The sequence below is a fragment of the Myxococcus sp. CA023 genome (assembly GCF_010998615.1).
Lineage (GTDB): Bacteria > Myxococcota > Myxococcia > Myxococcales > Myxococcaceae > Myxococcus.
In genome coordinates, this window is the sequence record NZ_JAAEAH010000018.1 from 25,370 (window position 1) to 44,916 (window position 19,547).

Consider the following 19,547-nt stretch of genomic DNA (forward strand, 5'->3'; position numbering starts at 1 on the left):
ACCCACGTCACACGAGGCCTTGAGCCAGGCAGCAGCCGTGGCAGCATCCTCGCTCCTGCATGCGCCGCTACGCCCTCATCGCCGAGCCCGACCCACAGCGAGCCGCTGGCCTCTTGTCCCTGATGACGGAGGAAGGCCTGGAAGGCGTCGTCGCCAAGGATGGAGCGGAAGCCCAAGATGTCGTGCGCCAGCGAGGTGCGCCCCTGCTGCTCGTCACGGACCTGGCGCTGCCCCGGCTGGACGGCTTCGCGTTGCTGACGTGGCTTCGGGAACAGGAGGACTCCGCCGCAACGCAGGTCGTGGTGGTCACTGCCTTCGACGAGCTGCGCGTCCGCGCATGGCAGCTCAAGGAGGCGCTGGGCATCCATGCGTTGCTCAGTCGCCGGGCCTCCTCGGAGGTGATGCGGGACACGCTGCGTCGCGTACTCGCAGGGCAGCTCGCGCCACAGTCGCCTCCGGCGGAGGGGGCCGCGGAGCAGGAGCGGCAACGGCTGGCGAGCATCGCGGCCATGCACCTGGTCGACAACGGACCGCCCGAGGCGGAGCTCCAGCAACTCGTGAAGGAGGTTGCCCAGGCCTTCGGTGTTCCCGTGGCGCTGATGACGCTGGTGCTGGGCGAGCGCCAGTGGTTCAAGGCCCACGTCGGCCTGCCACCCACCCTCGCGAAGGACCGGGGCACGCCGCGCGACTGGGCGTTCTGTCACCACGTGGTGCAGGGGCGCGAGCCGCTCGTCGTACCGGACGCCCGGCGCCATCCCTACTTCCGTGACAACCCGCTGGTGCGCGACGGCATCGTGGGCAGCTACGCGGGCGCGCCGCTGCTGACGTCCACGGGCGAAGTCCTGGGCTCGCTGTGCGTCATCGACACGCGCCCGCTCGTCCTGGGCGCCGAGGACCTGGCCGCGCTGCGGGAGCTCGCGAATCGCGTCGCCGAGGACCTGGAACAACGGGCCCAGGTGAAACAGGCCACCGGGAAGGCCCAGGCGGAGCCCGCGCTCACCGAAGCGTCGGCCCTGGGACTCCTGCGCGATGCGGTGCAGGCCCTCGATGTTGCGGCCCTGCTGGTGGCGCCTGGACGCAAACCCCACGCGTGCAACACCGCGATGACGGACCTGCTGGGCCTGCCGCCGGAGCCCTTCCCGGCCATGACGTTCGAGGCCTTTTGCCAGCACGTCGCGGGCCTCACCGCGGACCCGACGAGCACGCTGCGGCAGCTCGACCTGGCCTCCGAATCGTCCCGAGGCCTCCGCCTGACGCTGGTCCTGGAGCGGCCCCAGCCGCGCCGGCTGCGCTGGGTGGCTCGGCCCTTCCCCTGCCCTGGCGGCATGGCGCAGATGCTGACGCTCGCCGACATCGGACACACCCGGCCAGCCCGTGAGGAGCGGGAGCGGCAGTACCGGGTGGACGCGCTGACCGGACTGGTGTCACGGCGCGCGGGCGAGGAACGGGTGCTGCGCGAGATTGGCCGCTGCCGCAGGGATGGCATGCCCTTCAGCGTGCTGCTCGCGGACCTGGTGGGACTGGGGCGCATCAACGCGACTCGAGGTTTCGACGCGGGGGACGCCACGCTGCGAGACGGCGCCCGCATCACCGAAGCCCTGGGAGGCCCTGGAGGCTTCGCGGTGCGCTGGGAAGGCGGGGCGTTCCTGCTGGCCCTTCCTGGCGTGGACGCGGCGCGGGCCGAAGCACTGCGCCAGAAGCTGCACGACACCCCTGGCGCACCCGATGTGGTGTCCGCCACCGTCACCGTCGCGGGTGAGGAAGACCCTCAGGGAACGCTGGCCCGAGCCCAGGCAGCGCTCATCCGGGCCAAGACAGAGCACCGGCCACTGCGGCTGGAATGAGCCACGCTGGCCCTTTTCACCGCGACGAGGAGCACCGCATGTCGACGCCCGTGCCCGACCGCCTCCGCCTGCCCTTCCACTTCGACGCCGCGCCGCTCCAACAGGAACTCGCGGCATTGCCCGCTGAGGCGTGGGTTCCCCACTTCAACAAGCGCGAATACGAAGGCGAGTGGAGCGGCGTGCCCCTGCGCTCCATTGGCGGAATGGAAGGCCGCATCTATCCAGACCCGACGGGCCGCGAGCGATACGCCGACACGCCCCTGCTGGCGCGCTGCCCCGGGCTCCGCGCCGTGCTCGCCACGTTCCAGTGTCCCATCGGCGCCGCGCGGCTGCTGAAGCTCGCGGCGGGCGCGCGCATCCGCGAGCACACCGATTACAACCTGGGTTACGCGGACGGCGAGGTGCGGCTCCACGTCCCCATCACCACGCACCCCGACGTGGCCTTCTTCCTCGGCGGCGAGCGAGTCGTCCTCCAGCCCGGTGAGTGCTGGTACCTGGACTTCAACCGTCCCCACCGGGTGGACAACCCCAGCGACACCGACCGCGTCCACCTGGTGCTGGACTGCGACGTGAATGACTGGCTGCGAGACGTCTTCACGGGGGCCGTGAATGGGCGCTGAGGCCTTCGAACGATTCCGTCTCCGCGTCCTGGAGGACATCACGCTCCAGGATGCACTGCGCGAGACTCCGGACACCCCGGCCTTCGTGACACGCGCCATCGAACTGGGCGCCGCGCACGACTGTCACTTCAGCGCCGAGGACATCCACGAAGCCCTGCGCGCCGCCCGCCAGGTCTGGAGGGAGCGATGGATATGACACCGCACCTCGATGGCTGGGTGCCCGCACGCATCCACGTGGGCGGCGGACAACCGCGGGTGGACTGGTGCCACATGGGAGGCCAGCGATTCACGGACCCATTCTTCGACGAGACGCTGGAGCGTAGGCTGCGCCACCCATTCGCCCTGCTCTTCCGGCATCAGACGTCCATGGACGCACTGGTGGCACGACAGGCCGAGAAGCCCGGCCTGCCGGTGCGCGGGCTCGTCTTCCACATGTCCCGTTGCGGCTCCACGCTGGTCGCGCAGCTGCTGGCCGCGCTGCCGCGCCACATCGTGCTGTCCGAAGCCGGCCCCGTGGACACGGTGCTGCGCGCGCACCAGTCCTTGCCAGGCGTCACGGACACGCAGCGCATCGAATGGCTGCGCGCGGTGGTGGGAGCCCTCGGACAGCAGCGGCATCCGGAGGAGCACGCGGTGTTCCTCAAGCTGGACGCGTGGCACATCCTGGAGCTCCCGCTGCTCCAGCGCGCCTTCCCCGGTGTGCCGTGGATGTTCCTCTACCGGGACCCCGTCGAGGTCATGGCGTCGCATCAAAATCACCGGGGCGCGCACATGCTTCCGGGACTGCTGAACCCCGCTCACCTGGGCCTGGAGCCCGGGCAACTCGAAGGCATGCCCCTGGACGAGTACGGCGCGCGCGTCCTCGCGGCCATTTGCGACGCGAGCCTGCGAGGCTATCGCGCGCGGACAGCCAAGGCGCGGCTGATGGACTACCGGCAGCTCCAGCCGGAAGGCCTGCGGGTGCTCACGGAGCTTTTCGCTCTCAAGCTGACGGCCGAGGACACCCCGCGCTTGCGCGACGTCTTGGAGCGGAACGCGAAGAACCCGGTGCTGCCCTTCGAGGACGACACGGAGGAGAAGGCTCGCCGCGTCTCACCGCATGGGCGGGCCCTGGCGGAGCAATGGGGCCGTCCCATCCACGACGCGCTGGAAGCCGAACGCCTGCGCGGGAATGTCGGGCCGTAGCGCGAGACACCTACGCCCGGCGCTACCGGGCCTGGGCCGCCTGCGCAGCATTGCCTGTGGTCATCGCCCTGCTCCGGCCGAAGTCCCGAGGCACTCCAACCGCCACGGCGAACTCGCTCAGTGCCGTCCCCGCGCCGCGACGGCGTCCTGGATGAGCCCGGCGAGCAGCATGAGAGACTTCGGGTCCTTGCTCGCGCGCACGCGCCAGGAGCCGGCGCGGGTATGCAGCACCAACCGGTAGGACTCCTCGGCGAGAACGAGCCGCGCGATGCAGCCGAAGATGACCATGACGACGGCGATCAACGCCGCCTCATAGACCCCCTTCGCCGTGCTGCTGGAGACGGACAGCGCGGACAGGGCCGGCAGCCCCACGCTCATGCACAGGCCCAGCATGGCCAACACAGGAACCATGCGAGGCGTGCGCCGCACCGTCTCCACCCGCTGGACGTCCGCGAGCAGCAGCGTCCTGCCCCGGGCGACGACCCGCTCGGTCGTCACACGCAGGCCGGCGTCCTGAAAGAGCGACACTTCGGCAGGAGCGGGCGGCGCAACATGCGGGCGGTCCGGAAACGCGGGAGTGGCGGGCACCGCGGACACGGCGAGAGGCTCAATCATGGGACGACTCGGTGGACGGCGGCACGGCCCCGCCGGGAGAGATGAATACGGAACTCGGATGACCTGGAACGTGAGCCAGCAACACCCGGCGCAGCTCACCGAGTGGCCCGCCCAGCGCGAAACAGTCGCGGGCGCCCAGCCGCAGGGCGAGTCCCATCAGCCGCTCATCGGCGAAGGGCACCAGCACGATGATGGGCCCCTGGGGCGAAAGCTCCCGGGCGCGCTGAAGCCGACGCTGGAGACTCTCACCGCGCTCGACGTGGACGAGCACGAGGTCCGGACACCCACCAGCCGGCGCCCCCGACTCCAGCGCGATGCCCAGCTCGGCCAGCACGTCCATCAGGAGCGAGCTGAGCGACGCATCCCCTCCAAGCAGGAGGGCACGGGCGATGGACGAGGACTTCACGTTGCAACATCAAGCAATGCCCATGCCCGCAGTCCCCGCCCCGAGACACCGGGCAACGTGCAGGCGAACCGTTGCATCACGCCAGACGTCCCTGGCGGATTACCACGGTGTCTCGCGCGCCCCTCTACCCGCGCTCCCGCTCGCGACGATGGATGGTGGACACGTCGATGCCGAGCACCTCTGCGGCGCGCGTCTTGTTCCCGCCGCAGCGTGTCACCATCCACGCGATGTACTCCCCCTCCAGCCGCCGCAGGGGCCACAGCGCGTGCTGCGCCATCACCAAGGGCTGCACCTCCGGCGCCTCGGGTGGCAGGTGTGGGCGCAACTCCTCCAGCCCCACGACTTCGCTCGCCACCATCACCGCCAGCCGCTCTATCAGGTTCTCCAGCTCACGCACGTTTCCCGGCCAAGGCAAGGTCGCGAGCGCGGCCACCGCCTCCGGAGACAGAGACTGCATGCGGGAGCGAGGGTTGCGCGCGCGGGCGCGAGCCGTGAAGTGCTCCACCAACAAGGGGATGTCCTCGCGCCGCTCCGCCAGCGGAGGCAACAGAAGCGTCACGACATTGAGCCGGTAGAACAGGTCCGCGCGGAAGCGGCCCTCGCGCACGCGGGCGTCCAGGTCCTGGTGCGTGGCGGCGACGATGCGCACGTCCACGGTGCGGCTGCCGTCGGCGCCCACCGCGCGCACCTCGCCGTCCTCTAGTACGCGCAGCAGGCGGGCCTGGAGCTCCAGCGGCATGTCACCAATCTCGTCCAGGAACAGCGTGCCCCCATCCGCCTCCACGAAGAGGCCGCGACGGGCGTGGGTAGCGCCGGTGAAGGCCCCCTTGAGGTGACCGAACAGCTCGCTCTCCAGCAAGTCATGTGGCAGCGCCGTGCAGTTGACCGCCACGAAGGGCCCGGAGGCGCGAGGCCCCTGGAAGTGCAGCGCGCGCGCCACCAGTTCCTTGCCCGTGCCGCTCGGGCCTCGCAGCAGCACCGCCGCCTGGGCGTAGGCCACGCGGTCGATGAGCTCGTAGAGGTTCCGCATCGCCGCGCTTCGGCCCACCAGCGCCCCCAGCCCGCTGCGCTCCGCGGCGGCGCGCCGGAGTGCCCGGTTCTCCACCTGGAGCCTGCGCTCCTTCAACGCGCGCTCGAGGAAGAGCAGCACCTCATCCAAGCGGAAGGGCTTGGTGAAGTAGTGGTACGCGCCGCGCTTCATCGCCTCCACCGCGCTCTCCACGCCGCCGAAGGCCGTCATCATCAACACGGGGATGTCCGAGTCGAGCGCCCGCACGGCCTCCAGCACGTCCAGGCCGTCCACCCCTTCCATGCGCAAGTCACACAGCACCGCGTCGTAGGCCTGTGCGCGCGCCATCCGGATGGCCTCTTCGCCGCCCGTGGCCAGATCCACGACGTAGCCCGCGTCCGTGAGGGGCTCCCGCAGCATGAGGCCCATGTCCACGTGGTCATCGACGACCAGGATGCGTCCTTCAACCGACATACCGCTCCTCCGCGCTGGGCTTCGCGATGGGCCAGAGCACGGTGACGCAGGTGCCCCGGCCCTCCTCGCTCTCCAACTCCAGCCGGCCACCATGGTTGCGCACGACGTGAGCCACCATCGTCAGGCCCAGTCCCGTGCCCTGTCCCCGCTTCTTGGTGGTGAAGAAGGGGTCGAATACCTGATTGAGGTGCTCCCGGGGAATGCCGCAGCCGTCGTCGCGGAGGGTGAGCGCCACCAGCCCCCACGGCTCCGCCTCTGGCGCCGCCGCGGACAGCGTCACCTGCCCGCCCTCGCCACACGCGTGGCAGGCGTTGAGCGCCAGATTCACCAGCACCTGCTGGAGCTGGTCCGGGTCCGCGGCCAGTGGAGGCAGCGTCTCCGGAACGGACACCTCGAAGCGAACCCCGCGCCGCTCCACCTCCATGCGCAGCAACTCCTGGACGTCCTGGAGCAGGGAGATGAGCGGCACCGGCCGCACCGCCGTGGGCTGGAGGCGCGAGAAGTCCAGGAGCTGCCGCAGCGTGCGACTCACCCGGTCGATCTGCTCGATGATGACGGCGATGCCAGGCCCCTGCGGGTGTTCCTTGCCCAGCTTGCCCAGCACGTACTCCGCGCGCCCACGCACCACCCCAAGCGGCGTGCCAATCTCATGCGCGATACCGGCGGCGAGCACGCCCACCGTGGCCAGCTTCTCCGCGCGCAGCAACTGCGTCTCCAGCGCGCGCACGTTGCTCAGGTCCTCCACCACCAACAAGGTCTGCACCTCCGGGTGGCGTGCCTCCAGCGGCACCGCGTGGAGATTGAAACGGCCCTCCTCGCCGAAGAGCACCAGCGTCTCCCCCAGGATGCCATGGGCGCGCGACTCGCTCGCGGCGGCCTCCACCAGGGCGCGAATCCGGGACACCACGGGTGCCGGTGCCTGGGGGAACGCCGTCTCCAAGGGCGCGCCAATGGCGTCCGGAGGCATGCGCTCGCGGAGCACCTGGTTCACCGCGCTGATGCGCCCGTCCACGGTGAGCGCCAGCACCCCAGAAGGAATGTGGTCGAGAATCTTCTGCGTCTTGTCGTGCAGGTGCGCCAGTTGGTCCGCGTGCTGACGGCTCTCTCGCAAGGCGGCCGCGCGGCGCTGCGCCAGCACCACGTACACGGCGAACGTCACCAGGAAGAGCGCCACGAGCAGCGCCGCGGCCAGGAGCCGCCAGATGAGGGCTTGCTGATGCGATCGCAGCGTCGCGGTAGACACCAACGTGGCCGCGGCCCAATGGCTGCCACCGCGGACGCGGATGGGCGTGAACACGGCGATGGCCTCCGATCGGCCCAGGCCCAATCGCTCGGCCTCCTCCGCGCGCAGCGGCAACGCGCCGCGCTCCCCCTCGCGCATGCGAGCCGCCAGCGTCGTGAAGCCCGGCACCAATGCGCCCTCCGTCTCCAGCCGCCGGAACCAGTCCGCCAGGGTGGCGTCGCTGGCGGAGGTCGGATGACCATAGGTGCCCAGGAGCAACAGCCGCGCGTCCGGGTCCGACGTCACGATGCGCAGCGGCGTAAAGAAGGACGTCGTGTCGACGAGCACCGCCACCGCGCCCTCGGGCCGGCCTTGCTCATCCACGGGCAGCGCCGTGGCCATGACCCGCAGCGAGTCCAAGCCGTCATCCACCATGGGAGGTGACAGCGTGACGTCCCCCGGCGGGCGCAGCAGGGCCCGCCGGCCCGCCTCCGCCATCTGCGCCAGCACGGGCGCTCGCGCCACCTGCTTGCCCATGCGCCGATCCAACATGCGCAGCCATTCCTTGCCGCTGGCGTCGTAGGCGATGAGGACCTTGTACTGGCCCACCGCCTCCAACAGGGCCCGCATCTCCCGCCGGTGCTCCGCCAACGTGCCGGGCTGGGACATCAACTCCCCGGCGAAGCGCAGGTCCTCCGCCACGTCCTCCAGCGTCTCCGCCACCCCGCGTGTGGCCTCATCCAACTGGGCCTGGCGCTCCACCGCGAACTGGTGCCACTGCGCCTCCCGGTTGCGCTCCAACAGGGTGAACACCCCCACCCCCACCGTCGTGAGGGCGACACAGAGCAACAGGATGGGAACGAGCGCGTACCGCATGGCCCGCGGAGTCTAACCGCCAGCCCCTCCCCAACCCCTTGAAATAGCAGGGAAATCAGGAGGCTCGCCGGCCAGGGGGCCGACTTTGGCGATTGACACTCCGCGTCGGGCGCTGCTACCTACCGGTCGGTAGGTCTCCAGAAGGGAGCAGACGTGACGAACACCGGAGGACGGAAGCCGGACGAGGGCGAGCGCTACCGAGCCATCCTTGAAACGGCGGCGCGGCTCATCTGTGACCGGGGGTACGAGGGCACGTCGATGCAGGAGATCGCCGCCGCGTGCCGGATGACGAAGGCGGGCCTCTACCACCACATCCAGAACAAGGAGCAGTTGCTCTTCGCCATCATGAACTACGGGATGGACCTGTTCGAGGAGCAGGTCCTCTCGCGGGTGCAGGACATCGCGAATCCGGTGGAGCGGCTTCGCGCGTGCATGCGCCACAACATCCTGCTGGTGACGCGGGGGTGGAGCAAGGAGGTCATCATCATCCTCCACGAGCACGCCACGCTCACCGGCGAGACGCGCGCCTTCATCGACGCCCGGAAGAAGAAGTACGTGGACTTCCTGGAGGAGGCCTTTTCGCAGGCCTCGCAGCAGGGCCTCATCCGCCCCGTGGACCCGACGGTGGGCGCCTTCTCGTTCCTGGGAATGGTGCTGTGGATCTACAAGTGGTTCAAGCCGGACGGGCGCCTCACGGACGAGCAGATCGCCGACGGCATGGTGGGCATGTTGTTCCCGCCCTTCGCCGCTGTTGGTGACACCGCAGGACAGGCAGGGCCCTCCCCGCTGCGTATGGTGCCGAGCGTGTCGGCCACCGGCACGGATTCGGAGGACGCATGAAGACGGCGCGCTGGTGCTCGCTGGAGGAGGCGGTGGCCTCCATTCCGGATGGCGCGTCGCTGGCCACCGGTGGCTTCATGCTGGGTCGCGCCCCCATGGCGCTGGTGATGGAGCTCATCGCGCAGGGCAAGCGCGACCTGGGCCTCATCTCCCTCCCCAACCCGCTGCCCGCGGAGTTCCTCGTGGCGGGCGGCTGTCTGGGCAAGCTGGAGATTGCCTTCGGCGCGCTGAGCCTCCAGGGCCGCGTGCGTCCCATGCCCTGCCTCAAACGGGCCATGGAGCAAGGCACCCTCGCCTGGCGCGAACATGATGGCTACCGCGTCGTCCAGCGGCTGCGCGCCGCGTCCATGGGTCTGCCCTTCATCCCCGCGCCGGACGCGGACGTGTCGGGGCTGGCGCGGACGGAGCCGCCTCCCACGGTGGAGGACCCCTTCACCGGCCTGCGCGTGGCGGTGGAGCCTGCCTTCTATCCGGACGTGGCGCTGCTCCACGCGCGCGCCGCGGACGAGCGCGGCAACCTCTACATGGAAGACCCGACTACTGACCTGCTGGTGGCGGGCGCGGCGAAGCGGGTGATTGCCACGGTGGAGGAGCGGGTGGCGAAGCTGCCTCGCGCCACCCTGCCCGGCTTCCAGGTGGACCGCATCGTCCTGGCTCCCGGCGGCGCCCTGCCCACCGGCTGCGCCGGGCTCTACCCGCACGATGACGAGATGCTGGCCCGCTACCTGTCGCTGGCGGAGACGGGCCGTGAAGCGGAGTTCCTGGAAACGTTGCTGACGCGGAGGGCGGCATGAGCGCGACGCTGGACATCACCCCAGCGGAGACCGTGGTCTCCCTGCTGGCGCGGCAGATTGATGACGGCGGCGTGGTGGCCACGGGCGTGGCGTCACCGCTGGCCATCCTGGCCATCGCCGTGGCGCGCGCGACGCATGCGCCGGACCTGACGTACCTGGCCTGCGTGGGCTCGTTGGATCCGGAGATTCCCACGCTGCTGCCCTCCTCCGAGGACCTGGGCTACCTGGATGGCCGGTCCGCGGAAATCACCATTCCGGACCTCTTCGACCACGCGCGGCGCGGCCGGGTGGACACCGTCTTCTTCGGCGCGGCCGAGGTGGATGGCGAGGGCCGCACCAACATGACGGCCAGCGGCAGCCTGGACAAGCCGCGGACGAAGTTCCCCGGTGTGGCGGGCGCCGCGACGCTGCGGCAGTGGGTGCGCCGGCCGGTGCTGCTGGTGCCGCGCCAGTCGCGCCGCAACCTGGTGCCGGAGGTGCAGGTCGCCACCACGAGAGATCCACGCCGGCCGGTGACGCTCATCTCCGACCTGGGCGTGTTCGAACTGGGCGTGTCTGGCGCGCGGCTGCTCGCGCGACACCCCTGGGCCTCGGAAGAGCACATCGCGGAGCGCACGGGCTTCGCCTTCCAGGTCTCCGAAGCGCTGTCCGTCACCTCGCTGCCGGATGCCCGGACGGTGGCGGCCATTCGCGCCATCGACCCGCACGGCTACCGCGACGCGCTCGTCGGCGCCTGAGCAGGGCCGTTCCCCTTCCACGAATTCAGATGCACGGAGGCACCCAGATGAAAGCCGTCGTACTGCGCAGCTTTGGTGAAGCGGGCAACCTGAAGATGGAGACCGTGCCTATGCCCCGTCCCGGGCGTGGCGAGGTCCTCCTGCGCGTGCATGCCTGTGGCGTCTGCTACCACGACGTCATCAACCGCCGAGGCAACCTGCCCCGCACCAGCGTGCCCGCGATTCTTGGCCACGAGGCCGCGGGTGAAGTCATTGAAGTCGGTCCGGACACGCCGGGCTGGAAGACGGGAGACCGCGCCGCGACGCTCCAGCGCATGTCGTGTGGCGACTGTGCCCTGTGCCGCAGCGGCCGCAACAGCCTCTGCAAGACGGACAACCGCTTCTTCGGCGAGGAACTGGCCGGTGGCTACGCCCAGTTCATGGTGGCCCCCGTCGGCGGACTGGGCCGTGTGCCCGCGTCGCTGCCCTGGAACGAGGCTGCCACGGTGTGCTGCACCACCGGCACGGCCGTCCACACGGTGCGCACGCGCGGCAAGGTGCGCGCGGGCGAGACGGTACTCATCACCGGCGCCAGCGGCGGCGTGGGCCTGTCCTCCGTGCAGCTCGCGCGGCTGGACGGCGCGCGCGTCATCGCGGTGACGTCCAGCGAGGCGAAGGTGCAGGCGCTGAAGGAGGCGGGCGCGGACGAGGTCATCGTGTCGCGCGGGCTGGACTTCGCGTCGGACGTCCGCAAGCGCACCCAGGGCGCGGGCGTGGACGTGGCCGTCGAAATCGTCGGCAGCGCCACGTTCGACCAGACGCTGAAGTCCATGGCGCCCGGAGGCCGCGTGGTGGTGGTGGGCAACCTGGAGTCGGGGATGGTGCAGCTCAACCCGGGGCTCGTCATCGTCAAGGAGCTGGAGATCCTGGGGGCCTACGCCACCACGCAGGCGGAGCTGGACGAGGCCCTGCGCCTGACGGCCACCGGCGGAGTGCGGCAGTTCGTGACGGACGCGGTGCCCCTGGCCGAGGCCGCGAAGGCCCACTTCCGGCTGGAGAACCGCGAAGTGGCGGGCCGGCTGGTGCTGGTGCCCCCCGAGGCGTGAGCGAAGCGGCGGCTGGAATCCAGAGCACGACAAGGAATCGAGGAGTCCGATGAAGAAGCGCGTGGGAATCGAAGCGTTGGCGGTCGCGGTGCCGTCCCGGTACGTGGACATCGAAGACCTGGCCCGGGCACGGGGCGTGGACCCGGCCAAGTACACGGCGGGCCTGGGCGCCAAGGAGATGGCCGTCACCGACCCCGGCGAGGACACCGTGGCCCTGGCGGCCACCGCGGCGGCCCGCCTCATCCGTCAGCAGGACGTGGACCCGTCCCGCATCGGCATGCTGGTGGTGGGCACGGAGACGGGCATCGACCACTCGAAGCCCGTCGCCTCGCACGTGCAGGGCCTGCTGAAGCTGCCGCGCACCATGCGGACCTATGACACGCAGCACGCGTGTTACGGCGGCACCGCCGGGTTGATGGCGGCGGTGGAGTGGATTGCGTCCGGCGCGGGCGCGGGCAAGGTGGCCGTGGTGGTGTGTTCCGACATCGCGCGCTACGGGCTGAACACCGCGGGCGAGCCCACCCAGGGCGGCGGCGCGGTGGCGCTGCTGGTCTCCGAGCAACCCGACCTGCTCGCCATGGACGTGGGCCTCAACGGCGTGTGCAGCATGGACGTGTATGACTTCTGGCGGCCCGTGGGCCGGCGGGAGGCGCTGGTGGACGGGCACTACTCCATCACCTGCTACCTGGAGGCCCTGTCCGGCGCTTACCGGGGCTGGCGCGAGAAGGCCCTGGCGGCGGGCCTGGTCCGCTGGTCGGACGCGCTGCCCGGCGAACAGCTGGCGCGCATCGCCTACCACGTGCCCTTCTGCAAGATGGCCCGGAAGGCGCACACCCAGCTGCGCCTGTGCGACCTGGAGGATGCTGCGGGCGCGGCGGCTTCGACGGCAGAGTCGCGGGAGGCGCATGCGAAGTCGGCCGCCAGCTATGACGCCCAGGTGGCGACTTCACTGGGACTCAACTCGCGCATCGGAAACGTGTACACCGCGTCCCTCTACCTGGCGCTGGCGGGCCTGCTGCACCGCGAGGCCGGCGCGCTGGCGGGACAGCGCATTGGCCTGCTGTCCTACGGCAGCGGCTGCGCGGCCGAATTCTACTCCGGCACGGTGGGCGAGAAGGCCGCCGAGCGGATGGCGAAGGCGGACCTGGAGTCGGTGCTGGCCCGGCGCGAGCGCGTCTCCATCGAGGAATACGAGCGCCTGATGGAACTGCCGGCGGATGCGCCCGAGGCCGTGGCCCCGTCGCCCGGTGCCTTCCGGCTGACGGAGATTCGCGACCACCGCCGCCAGTACGCCGAAGGGAACTGACGCAGGGCGCCGGGCGCCCATCCCAGACGCGTGACGAGGCACCGGCAGGCTTCCCGGTGCCTCCCCTTCCGCCGCCGTCTCCCTACCGTGAATCTCGAACCCCTGCCTCGACGAACGGGGCACGGCTGAAAGGAGACGGAATCATGGCGGACCTACCTGCCCGCAGAGGCGGAGGCATGCTGGGAGCCCCGCGCGGCTGGGACCCCTTCGAGCGCATGCAGGAGCTCTTGGGATTCGACCTCGGCCGGATGCTCGGCCCTCAGGGCGCACGGGAAGGCGGCTTCGTGCCCGACTTCGAGGTGAAGGAGACCCAGGATGCCTTCATCTTCAAGGCCGATGTCCCCGGCGTGGAGGAGAAGGACCTGGAAATCACCCTCGCGGAGAACCGGCTGACCATCAGCGGCAAGCGGGAAGAAGAGCGCCGCGACGAAAGCGACCGCTACTACGCCTACGAGCGCACGTATGGCTCGTTCAGCCGCACCTTCACGCTCCCCAGAGGCGTGAATGCCGACAACGTCCAGGCGGACTTCAAGAGTGGCGTCCTCAACGTGCGCATCCCCAAGAAGTCCGAGGAGCAGCCCAAGCGCATCAAGGTCGGCGGCGAACGCGGTGAGAAGGCGAAAGCCTGAGGCACCGAGAGGGGCGCTCGGGAGAAGCCGGCCGTGTTATGGGATTTGGCACGACAACCGGCTTTTCCCGAAAGAAGGCTACCGAATGATGCGCCGCGCCCTTCCCCTTCCCTTCCTGGCCACCCTCCTCCTGCTGGCGTCCGCGTGCGCGACCACCGGCACGACGCCAGCGGAGGCGGACATCCTCCAACTCGTGAGTGATCAGACGGAGGCCTGGAACCGCCAGGACGCGGTGGCCTGGTCCAAGGACTTCGCCCCGGACGCGGCCTTCATCAACATCGTGGGCACCGTCTTCGAAGGCCGCGATGAAATCCAGGAGCGCCACGCGGGCATCTTCGCCACCATCTTCAAGGGCAGCCAGAGCCAGGTCACCGTGCGCAAGGTCCAGTTCATCCAGGAGGACCTGGCCATTGTCGACACCACGCACGAGGTGACGGGCCATCCCGGCCTGCCCCCCGGCATCCAGGACACCGAGCCCGGCCTGCTGCGCACGCAGATGCGGTACGTGATGAAGCACGTGAACGGGCAGTGGCAAATCCTGGCCGGCCAGAACACGGACGTGAAGCCCAGGCCATGAGCAGGCACTTCGGAGCCACTTCCGCTTCTCCGAAGAAACACCTGAGGCCATCCGGCTTCACCTGGCCGTCCAGCCCCTGACGCCACGCGCGTGCGTGGCACCCCAGGCGAACGCTGCCTGGCGGGGAGATGCGTAGACATTCCGCGGCGCGTGCACGGTCACGCCCGCTGCTGTCACGCATTGAAAGGATGGCCTTACTTGAAACCCTACGCTGCCCACTCCGGCCGGAACTTGACGGCAGGCATGCTCACCGCCTGCCTACTCGTCCTCTCCGGGTGTAGCGATGACGAGGAACAGCCTCAACCCCAGGCAGGCCCGGACGCGGGCGTGGACGCGGGCACGGACGCGGGTACGCAAGGCTCGGACGGCCCGGAGGACCAGGGGCCCGACTTCCCGCACCCGGTGGGGGACCCTGCCTCCGGAAAGGATGTCTTCCGCTTCGAGACCTTCGGGAACGAGGGCTTCTGGACGGACGCCATGCGGCTGCCGGAGGGCATCGTCGCCGCGGGATTCACGCCCAAGCAGGCACTGATGGCCGGGTTGAGCGTTGACGTGGAAGCGCTCGACAAAGCCACCCAGACGGCGGTGGCCGCCGAGTTGGCCGCACAGGGAACCGACGGCCCGCTGCTCAATGATCCGGAAACCACCCTGCTGCTGCTCAATGCCAATGCCGTCATCGGCGTGGTGGTGAAGGACACCAACGGGGACGGCACGCTGGATGTCGCCAGTGGAGACAAGGTGGGCATTTCGTGCGCGGCCTGCCATGCCATCACCGATGGCAGCGTGCTCGCGGTGCCCGAAGGAGGCTCCATCGGCAAACGCATCGACGGACCCACGCCGCACACGCTCAACGTCGGGGCCATCCTCGCGCTCGCGGCCAATTCGCGCGCCTACTACCCCCTGTTACAGGTCAAGCTCACAGCGTTGGGAGACACGTCCATCGGCCGCGCACCGCCGGAGATGGGGCTGACGGAAGACTCCACGGAGGAAGAGGTGGATGCCTACCTCTCCAACCCGAATTACTACCCGGTCGGCACCTTCGATGATGCGCCGGACGGAACGGGCGCGCCGCAGCACATCGCGCCCTTCTTCCGCACCGATCTGTCCGCGCCCTTCGGCACGCCGGGTGACGTGGCGGTGCTCGATAACTTCAACAACCTCGTCTACACGGTGCTGCTCGACCCCACCAGCCTGGTCACGGCAGGCGGACGCTCGCTCCTCATGGCGCTGCTCGGCGAGGCCGCTGGCACGGAGATGGCGGACGACTATCTCCAGATTCTCACCGATACGGGCGTCGAGGGCACGGGAGGCGTCGAGGGAGAAGGCTTCCCCTACGTGACAGCCGCCGTGACGGGAACGCCCGGTGAGGAGCCCACCCCGGTGGGCCTCCGCGTGGACGAGCAGAAGCTGAGCGACCTCAACGCGTACACCGACAGCCTGCAAGCCCCCAAGGCCACCGGCTTCGACGCCGAGGCCGCCATGCGGGGGCGCGACGTGTTCCGCGAGGGCGTGTGCGTCCAGTGCCACAACGTGGACCAGGGCCGACGAGTCCCCAGCTTCATCGTGCCCATGGAGCAGCTGCTCCTGGACTACCAGCCCGTCATCCTGGCGGAGCGGCCCGTCCAGCCTCCCTTCCGGCCCGTGGCCTTCTCCCCCATCCAGAACGACACGACCACCATCTTCGATGACAAGACGGTGGTGGTGGACGCCAGTCGCCGAGGCCAGAAACGCGGAAGCGCCCTGCCCTTGCTGCTGGACCTGGCGCGCAAGCCGAACTTCCTCCACGACAGCTCTGTGGCCACGTTGGACTTGCTGCTCGACCCGAGCCGCGGAGAAAGCGCTCCACATGCCTACTACCTCATTGACGTGGCGCAGCGAAGGGACGTGGTGGAGTTCCTGAAGAGCCTCGACACCACGCCGTAGTGTCCTCGGTGCGCCGTGGGCAGGAGACGCCCTGCCCGCGGCACGCATCCTCCCGGACGGCCTCGGGCCCAGCAGCCGTCAGTGCGCTGAAGGCCCGGCGGCCTGCGACTCGCGTGCGGCACTGCGTGCCTGGCGGAACAGCGGGGCCAGCGCGGCAAAGCCCGCCACCACCGTGGAGCCATTGTTCACGACGGCGGCGGCGACCGGCGGGAGCCACCCCATTGAGGCGAGCACCATGGCCGCTGCATTGGGCACCAGCACCAGGCCCAGGCCCAGACGGACACGCACCATGGTGTCGCGACCAGCGTCGAAGGCCAGCACGAGGTCCTCCAGGCTGCCGCGCAACAGCACCACGTCCGCGGTCTCCAGAGCGACGTCCGTGGCCCCGCGCAGGGAGATGCCGACATCGGCGAGCGCGAGCGCGGGCGCGTCGTTGATGCCGTCCCCCACCATGGCCACGATGCGCCCCTGACGCCGGAGCGCGCGCACGTGTGCGGCCTTGTCCTCGGGAAGCAACTCCGCAATGGCCTCGTCCACCCCCAACCGGTTCGCCACCTCGGCCACCCGGGCAGGTGTGTCGCCGGACAGCAGCACGATGCGCCGCCGCCCATGCGACTTCAGGGACTGCACCACGTTCGCGCTCTCCGGGCGAAGCGTCTCCACGTAGGCAATGCCTCCCGCGAACGCGCCATCCACGGTGACCCACAACATGGAGGTATCCCCCTCCACCCGCCGCACCAAAGCCGAGCCCGCGTCCGTCACGTCCACGCCTTGCTGCTGCATCCAACGCGCGCTGCCCACGCAGACGCGGCGCCCGTTCACCTGGGCGCAGACGCCCCGCCCCAGGACGAACTCCTCCAGTCCCGCCTCGGGCTGCGGCACCTCCACGCCTTGCGTCTGGGCATGCCGGCGCACCGCCTCCGCCACGGGATGAGACTGACGCAGCTCGGCAGCGGCGCTCAGCGACAGCACCTCGCGCGCGTCCCAGCCCCGCGCGGGAATGACGTCCACCACTTCCGGGACACCCAACGTCAGCGTGCCCGTCTTGTCGAAGACAATGGTGTCCGCCTGGGCCAGCCGCTCCAGGTACTGCGCCCCCTTGATGAGGATGCCCTGGCGCGCCGCCAGCGTCATCGCCACCAGCGCGCTCGCCGGCACGACGATGCGGACACCCGTCCCGAAATCCGTGATGAGGATGCTGATGGGCCGTGACGCCTCGCGCGTCCACAGCCCTGTCGCCGCGGCGAGCCCGAAGGTCGGCAGCACGACGCCGTTCGCCACCGAGTCCACCTTCGCCTGCAGCGTCATGGGCTTGGCGCCTGCTCCTTCGAGGATGTGGAGAATCTTGGCCGCCGTGGTCTCCACGCCCGCGCGGACCACCCGCACCCGAAGGCTGCCCTCGCCCACCACGGACGCGGCCAGCACGCGGTCTCCCGCCTCGCGGACGCGGGGCTCTGATTCACCCGTGAGCGCCTTCTCATCCACCCACGCAGTGCCGGCCACCACCGTCCCGTCGGCGGGCACGCTCTCCCCCGAGTGCACGACGATGAGGTCGCCCTCCTTGAGCCGGTCCGCCCGGAGCTGCTCCACCTCTCCATCCACCCGCAGCCGCCAGGCGTACAGCACCTCCAGCCGCATCAACCGGGAGATGGCGGACCGGGCGCGGTCCGCGCTGCGCTCAATCAGCAAGTCGCCAATGCCCAGCAGGGAGGTGATGAGCGCCGCGGTCCGCACCTGCCCCGTGGCCAGGGACACCCCCACCGCCACCAGGTCGAGCAGGTCCACGGTGATGCGCCGCTCCGCGACGGACTGGAAGGCGCGCTGTGCCAGCGGCAGGGTCGTCAACGCGACGCCCGCGGTCAACACGGGCATGGGCGCCGCATTCACGACACACGCGGCGAGCACCGCCGAATTGAAGACAGTGGCGGCCCATTCCCGCCGGGGCGGCTCGGGCGCGGCGGGCCAGGTGGACGGATCGCTCGTACGCAGGGCCGCCATCAACTGGCTCGCGTTGAGCATCTCCGGGTCGAAGCTCACCACCAGCGAATGGATGGCCGGCGAGGCGCTCGCCTTGTGCACCCCCGACAGCGTCGCGGCCCAGGCCGCCAGCTTGAGGATGTCGTCGTCCTCGAGCCCTCGGACGCGCAGGCGCACGCGTCCGGGCAGTGCGTGCAGCACCTCCACCTGGAACGGCTTGGGCGGAAGCTGGTGCAACGTGAAGGCGAAGTCCCGCACCCGCAGCGCGAACGCGCCAGGGAAGCGCGAGGCCTCCTGGTAGTGCACCTTGACCAGGCCCGTGCTGCGCTGACACGTGGCCACCTGGACTTCGGGGCGGGACTCCAACCAGCCGAGCAACTGGCGCAGCGTCTTGGAATCCTCCGCTGCGCCTCGGATGAGGAGCCGGCCCGGAGCCACGTCCGTGACGTGGACGGACACGGGCCGCTGATGCCCATCCAGGACATCGTGCGCGCGCCCCTTGAAGCCGCGCGCCATGCCACTCAGGAACTCCACCTCCGCCCGCATGAACGCCCCCCGAGCTGAACGCAGTGCAACCGCGGCCTCACACGTGGGGCCGGGGCCGGAAGGCCACCGTCCCGCTGACGCGCGCGGCGTCTTCCAGCTCCTGCTCTCGCACACCGTCACGGAACACGCTGTAGGCCCAGTACAGCGCGTTGTCCCAGCGAGGCAGCCAGCCCTTCTGCGACGGGTTCGCCACCAGCGAGTAGATGCCCGTGGCCGTCAGCACCACGGGAATCAACTCGTAGAGGCCCGCCCCCGTCAGCTCACGGGCCAGTCCGTCCAGCCACCGGGCGCCACTCACCACGTGCTCAGCCGGGGCCTTCCACGACTTCGCCATGAACTTGGCGTCGACGATGCCGTCCAGGCCCGCCGTGTCGACGATGGCCGCCAGGAGCGATTCCACGTCGGCCGCGTCCGGGCTGTATTCGATGAGCAAGCTGCCCGTGAGTGGAGAATGGACGGTACCGAACACCCCTTGCGTCTCCCCCAGCTCACCGCGCACGCGGTCCGCGACGTCCGAGTCATCTCGGAAGCAGCTCGCGCGCACCCGAAGCCGGCCCGGGGAGTGGTGCACGAGCAACAACCACTCCCCTTCGATGGCGCCCGAGTCCGGGTCGAGCCTCATGCGTGCCCCTCGCGGCTGTCCGCGACGGGCCGGGCGCCACTGTCCGCCGCACGCCGGCGGTGGGCCTGATGGAGGTTCGCCCGCGAGCGCGCCTCCGCCACCAGGTCGGAGAGGTACTCACGCTCGGAGGCGATGACCCGCCGCGTCCACCCCACCAAATCAAACGCCGCCGTCGCCAAGGAGACGACCGCGCCGCGTGAGTTGTCGACGGTGCTCCGGGCCATCCAGCCGGTGGCCACACCCGTCAGGAATGCCACCGC

General features: G+C 70.0%; 19 protein-coding genes. 12 read left to right on the top strand and 7 right to left on the bottom strand.

What is annotated here, in order from left to right:
• Positions 1-59 precede the first annotated feature (59 nt).
• Genes F8M74_RS10270 through F8M74_RS10285 form a run of 4 tightly spaced genes read left to right on the top strand, consistent with a single transcriptional unit; the run spans position 60 to position 3,649 of the window.
• Entirely contained in the window at positions 60-1,844 is a 1,785-nt protein-coding gene (locus F8M74_RS10270) for a GAF domain-containing protein (protein WP_141253050.1), read from the top strand.
• A 38-nt stretch (positions 1,845-1,882) separates the two neighbouring features.
• Positions 1,883-2,464 carry an aspartyl/asparaginyl beta-hydroxylase domain-containing protein gene (locus F8M74_RS10275; RefSeq protein WP_141253051.1) on the top strand — a complete coding sequence of 194 codons (582 nt, stop codon included), beginning with the start codon at positions 1,883-1,885 and terminating at the stop codon, positions 2,462-2,464.
• Positions 2,454-2,660: a hypothetical protein gene (locus tag F8M74_RS10280; RefSeq protein WP_141253052.1), complete on the top strand. Its 207-nt coding sequence runs from the start codon at positions 2,454-2,456 to the stop codon at positions 2,658-2,660. Before F8M74_RS10275 ends, F8M74_RS10280 begins: the two co-directional genes overlap by 11 nt.
• Positions 2,657-3,649 carry a sulfotransferase family protein gene (locus F8M74_RS10285; protein WP_141253092.1) on the top strand — a complete coding sequence of 331 codons (993 nt, stop codon included), beginning with the start codon at positions 2,657-2,659 and terminating at the stop codon, positions 3,647-3,649. Before F8M74_RS10280 ends, F8M74_RS10285 begins: the two co-directional genes overlap by 4 nt.
• Before the next feature lie 117 nt (positions 3,650-3,766).
• Here the strand turns inward: F8M74_RS10285 and F8M74_RS10290 are convergent, their stop codons facing one another.
• The 4 genes from F8M74_RS10290 to F8M74_RS10305 all read right to left on the bottom strand — a co-directional run bounded on the left by F8M74_RS10290 (position 3,767) and on the right by F8M74_RS10305 (position 8,251).
• Entirely contained in the window at positions 3,767-4,264 is a 498-nt protein-coding gene (locus F8M74_RS10290) for a DUF6232 family protein (RefSeq protein WP_141253053.1), read from the bottom strand.
• Positions 4,257-4,670: a DNA-binding response regulator gene (locus tag F8M74_RS10295; RefSeq protein ID WP_141253054.1), complete on the bottom strand. Its 414-nt coding sequence runs from the start codon at positions 4,668-4,670 to the stop codon at positions 4,257-4,259. The genes F8M74_RS10290 and F8M74_RS10295 overlap by 8 nt, the downstream gene beginning before the upstream one ends.
• 124 nt (positions 4,671-4,794) lie before the next feature.
• Positions 4,795-6,153: a sigma-54 dependent transcriptional regulator gene (locus F8M74_RS10300; protein WP_141253055.1), complete on the bottom strand. Its 1,359-nt coding sequence runs from the start codon at positions 6,151-6,153 to the stop codon at positions 4,795-4,797.
• A complete protein-coding gene (locus F8M74_RS10305; protein ID WP_141253056.1) occupies positions 6,143-8,251 on the bottom strand; it encodes a nitrogen regulation protein NR(II) in 2,109 nt (702 codons plus the stop codon). Before F8M74_RS10305 ends, F8M74_RS10300 begins: the two co-directional genes overlap by 11 nt.
• 153 nt (positions 8,252-8,404) lie before the next feature.
• Between F8M74_RS10305 and F8M74_RS10310 the strand changes: the two genes are divergently transcribed.
• From F8M74_RS10310 to F8M74_RS10345, 8 genes are all read left to right on the top strand, one after another.
• Positions 8,405-9,091, top strand: coding sequence for a TetR/AcrR family transcriptional regulator (locus F8M74_RS10310; protein ID WP_141253057.1), 687 nt, complete (start codon positions 8,405-8,407; stop codon positions 9,089-9,091).
• The gene (locus F8M74_RS10315) at positions 9,088-9,885 is read left to right on the top strand and encodes a CoA transferase subunit A (protein WP_141253058.1); all 798 of its coding nucleotides are present in this window, start codon (positions 9,088-9,090) and stop codon (positions 9,883-9,885) included. Before F8M74_RS10310 ends, F8M74_RS10315 begins: the two co-directional genes overlap by 4 nt.
• Positions 9,882-10,622: a CoA-transferase subunit beta gene (locus F8M74_RS10320; protein ID WP_141253059.1), complete on the top strand. Its 741-nt coding sequence runs from the start codon at positions 9,882-9,884 to the stop codon at positions 10,620-10,622. The genes F8M74_RS10315 and F8M74_RS10320 overlap by 4 nt, the downstream gene beginning before the upstream one ends.
• A gap of 47 nt (positions 10,623-10,669) precedes the next feature.
• Positions 10,670-11,707 carry an alcohol dehydrogenase catalytic domain-containing protein gene (locus F8M74_RS10325; RefSeq protein WP_140792741.1) on the top strand — a complete coding sequence of 346 codons (1,038 nt, stop codon included), beginning with the start codon at positions 10,670-10,672 and terminating at the stop codon, positions 11,705-11,707.
• Positions 11,708-11,756: 49 nt separating this feature from the next.
• Positions 11,757-13,013, top strand: coding sequence for a hydroxymethylglutaryl-CoA synthase family protein (locus F8M74_RS10330; protein WP_141253060.1), 1,257 nt, complete (start codon positions 11,757-11,759; stop codon positions 13,011-13,013).
• Positions 13,014-13,156: 143 nt separating this feature from the next.
• Complete coding sequence (locus tag F8M74_RS10335) at positions 13,157-13,642, top strand: Hsp20/alpha crystallin family protein (RefSeq protein ID WP_141253061.1); 486 nt, start codon at positions 13,157-13,159, stop codon at positions 13,640-13,642.
• 85 nt (positions 13,643-13,727) lie between these two features.
• Positions 13,728-14,219: an SgcJ/EcaC family oxidoreductase gene (locus F8M74_RS10340; RefSeq protein WP_141253062.1), complete on the top strand. Its 492-nt coding sequence runs from the start codon at positions 13,728-13,730 to the stop codon at positions 14,217-14,219.
• Positions 14,220-14,462: 243 nt separating this feature from the next.
• Positions 14,463-16,142 (top strand): hypothetical protein, encoded by a 1,680-nt coding sequence (locus F8M74_RS10345; protein WP_216619798.1) that lies wholly within the window; start codon positions 14,463-14,465, stop codon positions 16,140-16,142.
• A gap of 78 nt (positions 16,143-16,220) precedes the next feature.
• Here the strand turns inward: F8M74_RS10345 and F8M74_RS10350 are convergent, their stop codons facing one another.
• The 3 genes from F8M74_RS10350 to F8M74_RS10360 are packed head-to-tail and all read right to left on the bottom strand — an operon-like array spanning position 16,221 to position 19,544.
• Positions 16,221-18,665 (bottom strand): cation-translocating P-type ATPase, encoded by a 2,445-nt coding sequence (locus tag F8M74_RS10350; protein ID WP_141253063.1) that lies wholly within the window; start codon positions 18,663-18,665, stop codon positions 16,221-16,223.
• A 37-nt stretch (positions 18,666-18,702) separates the two neighbouring features.
• The gene (locus tag F8M74_RS10355; protein ID WP_141253064.1) at positions 18,703-19,287 is read right to left on the bottom strand and encodes an HMA2 domain-containing protein; all 585 of its coding nucleotides are present in this window, start codon (positions 19,285-19,287) and stop codon (positions 18,703-18,705) included.
• The gene (locus F8M74_RS10360; RefSeq protein ID WP_228559676.1) at positions 19,284-19,544 is read right to left on the bottom strand and encodes a hypothetical protein; all 261 of its coding nucleotides are present in this window, start codon (positions 19,542-19,544) and stop codon (positions 19,284-19,286) included. Before F8M74_RS10360 ends, F8M74_RS10355 begins: the two co-directional genes overlap by 4 nt.
• Between the last annotated feature and the right edge of the window lie 3 nt (positions 19,545-19,547).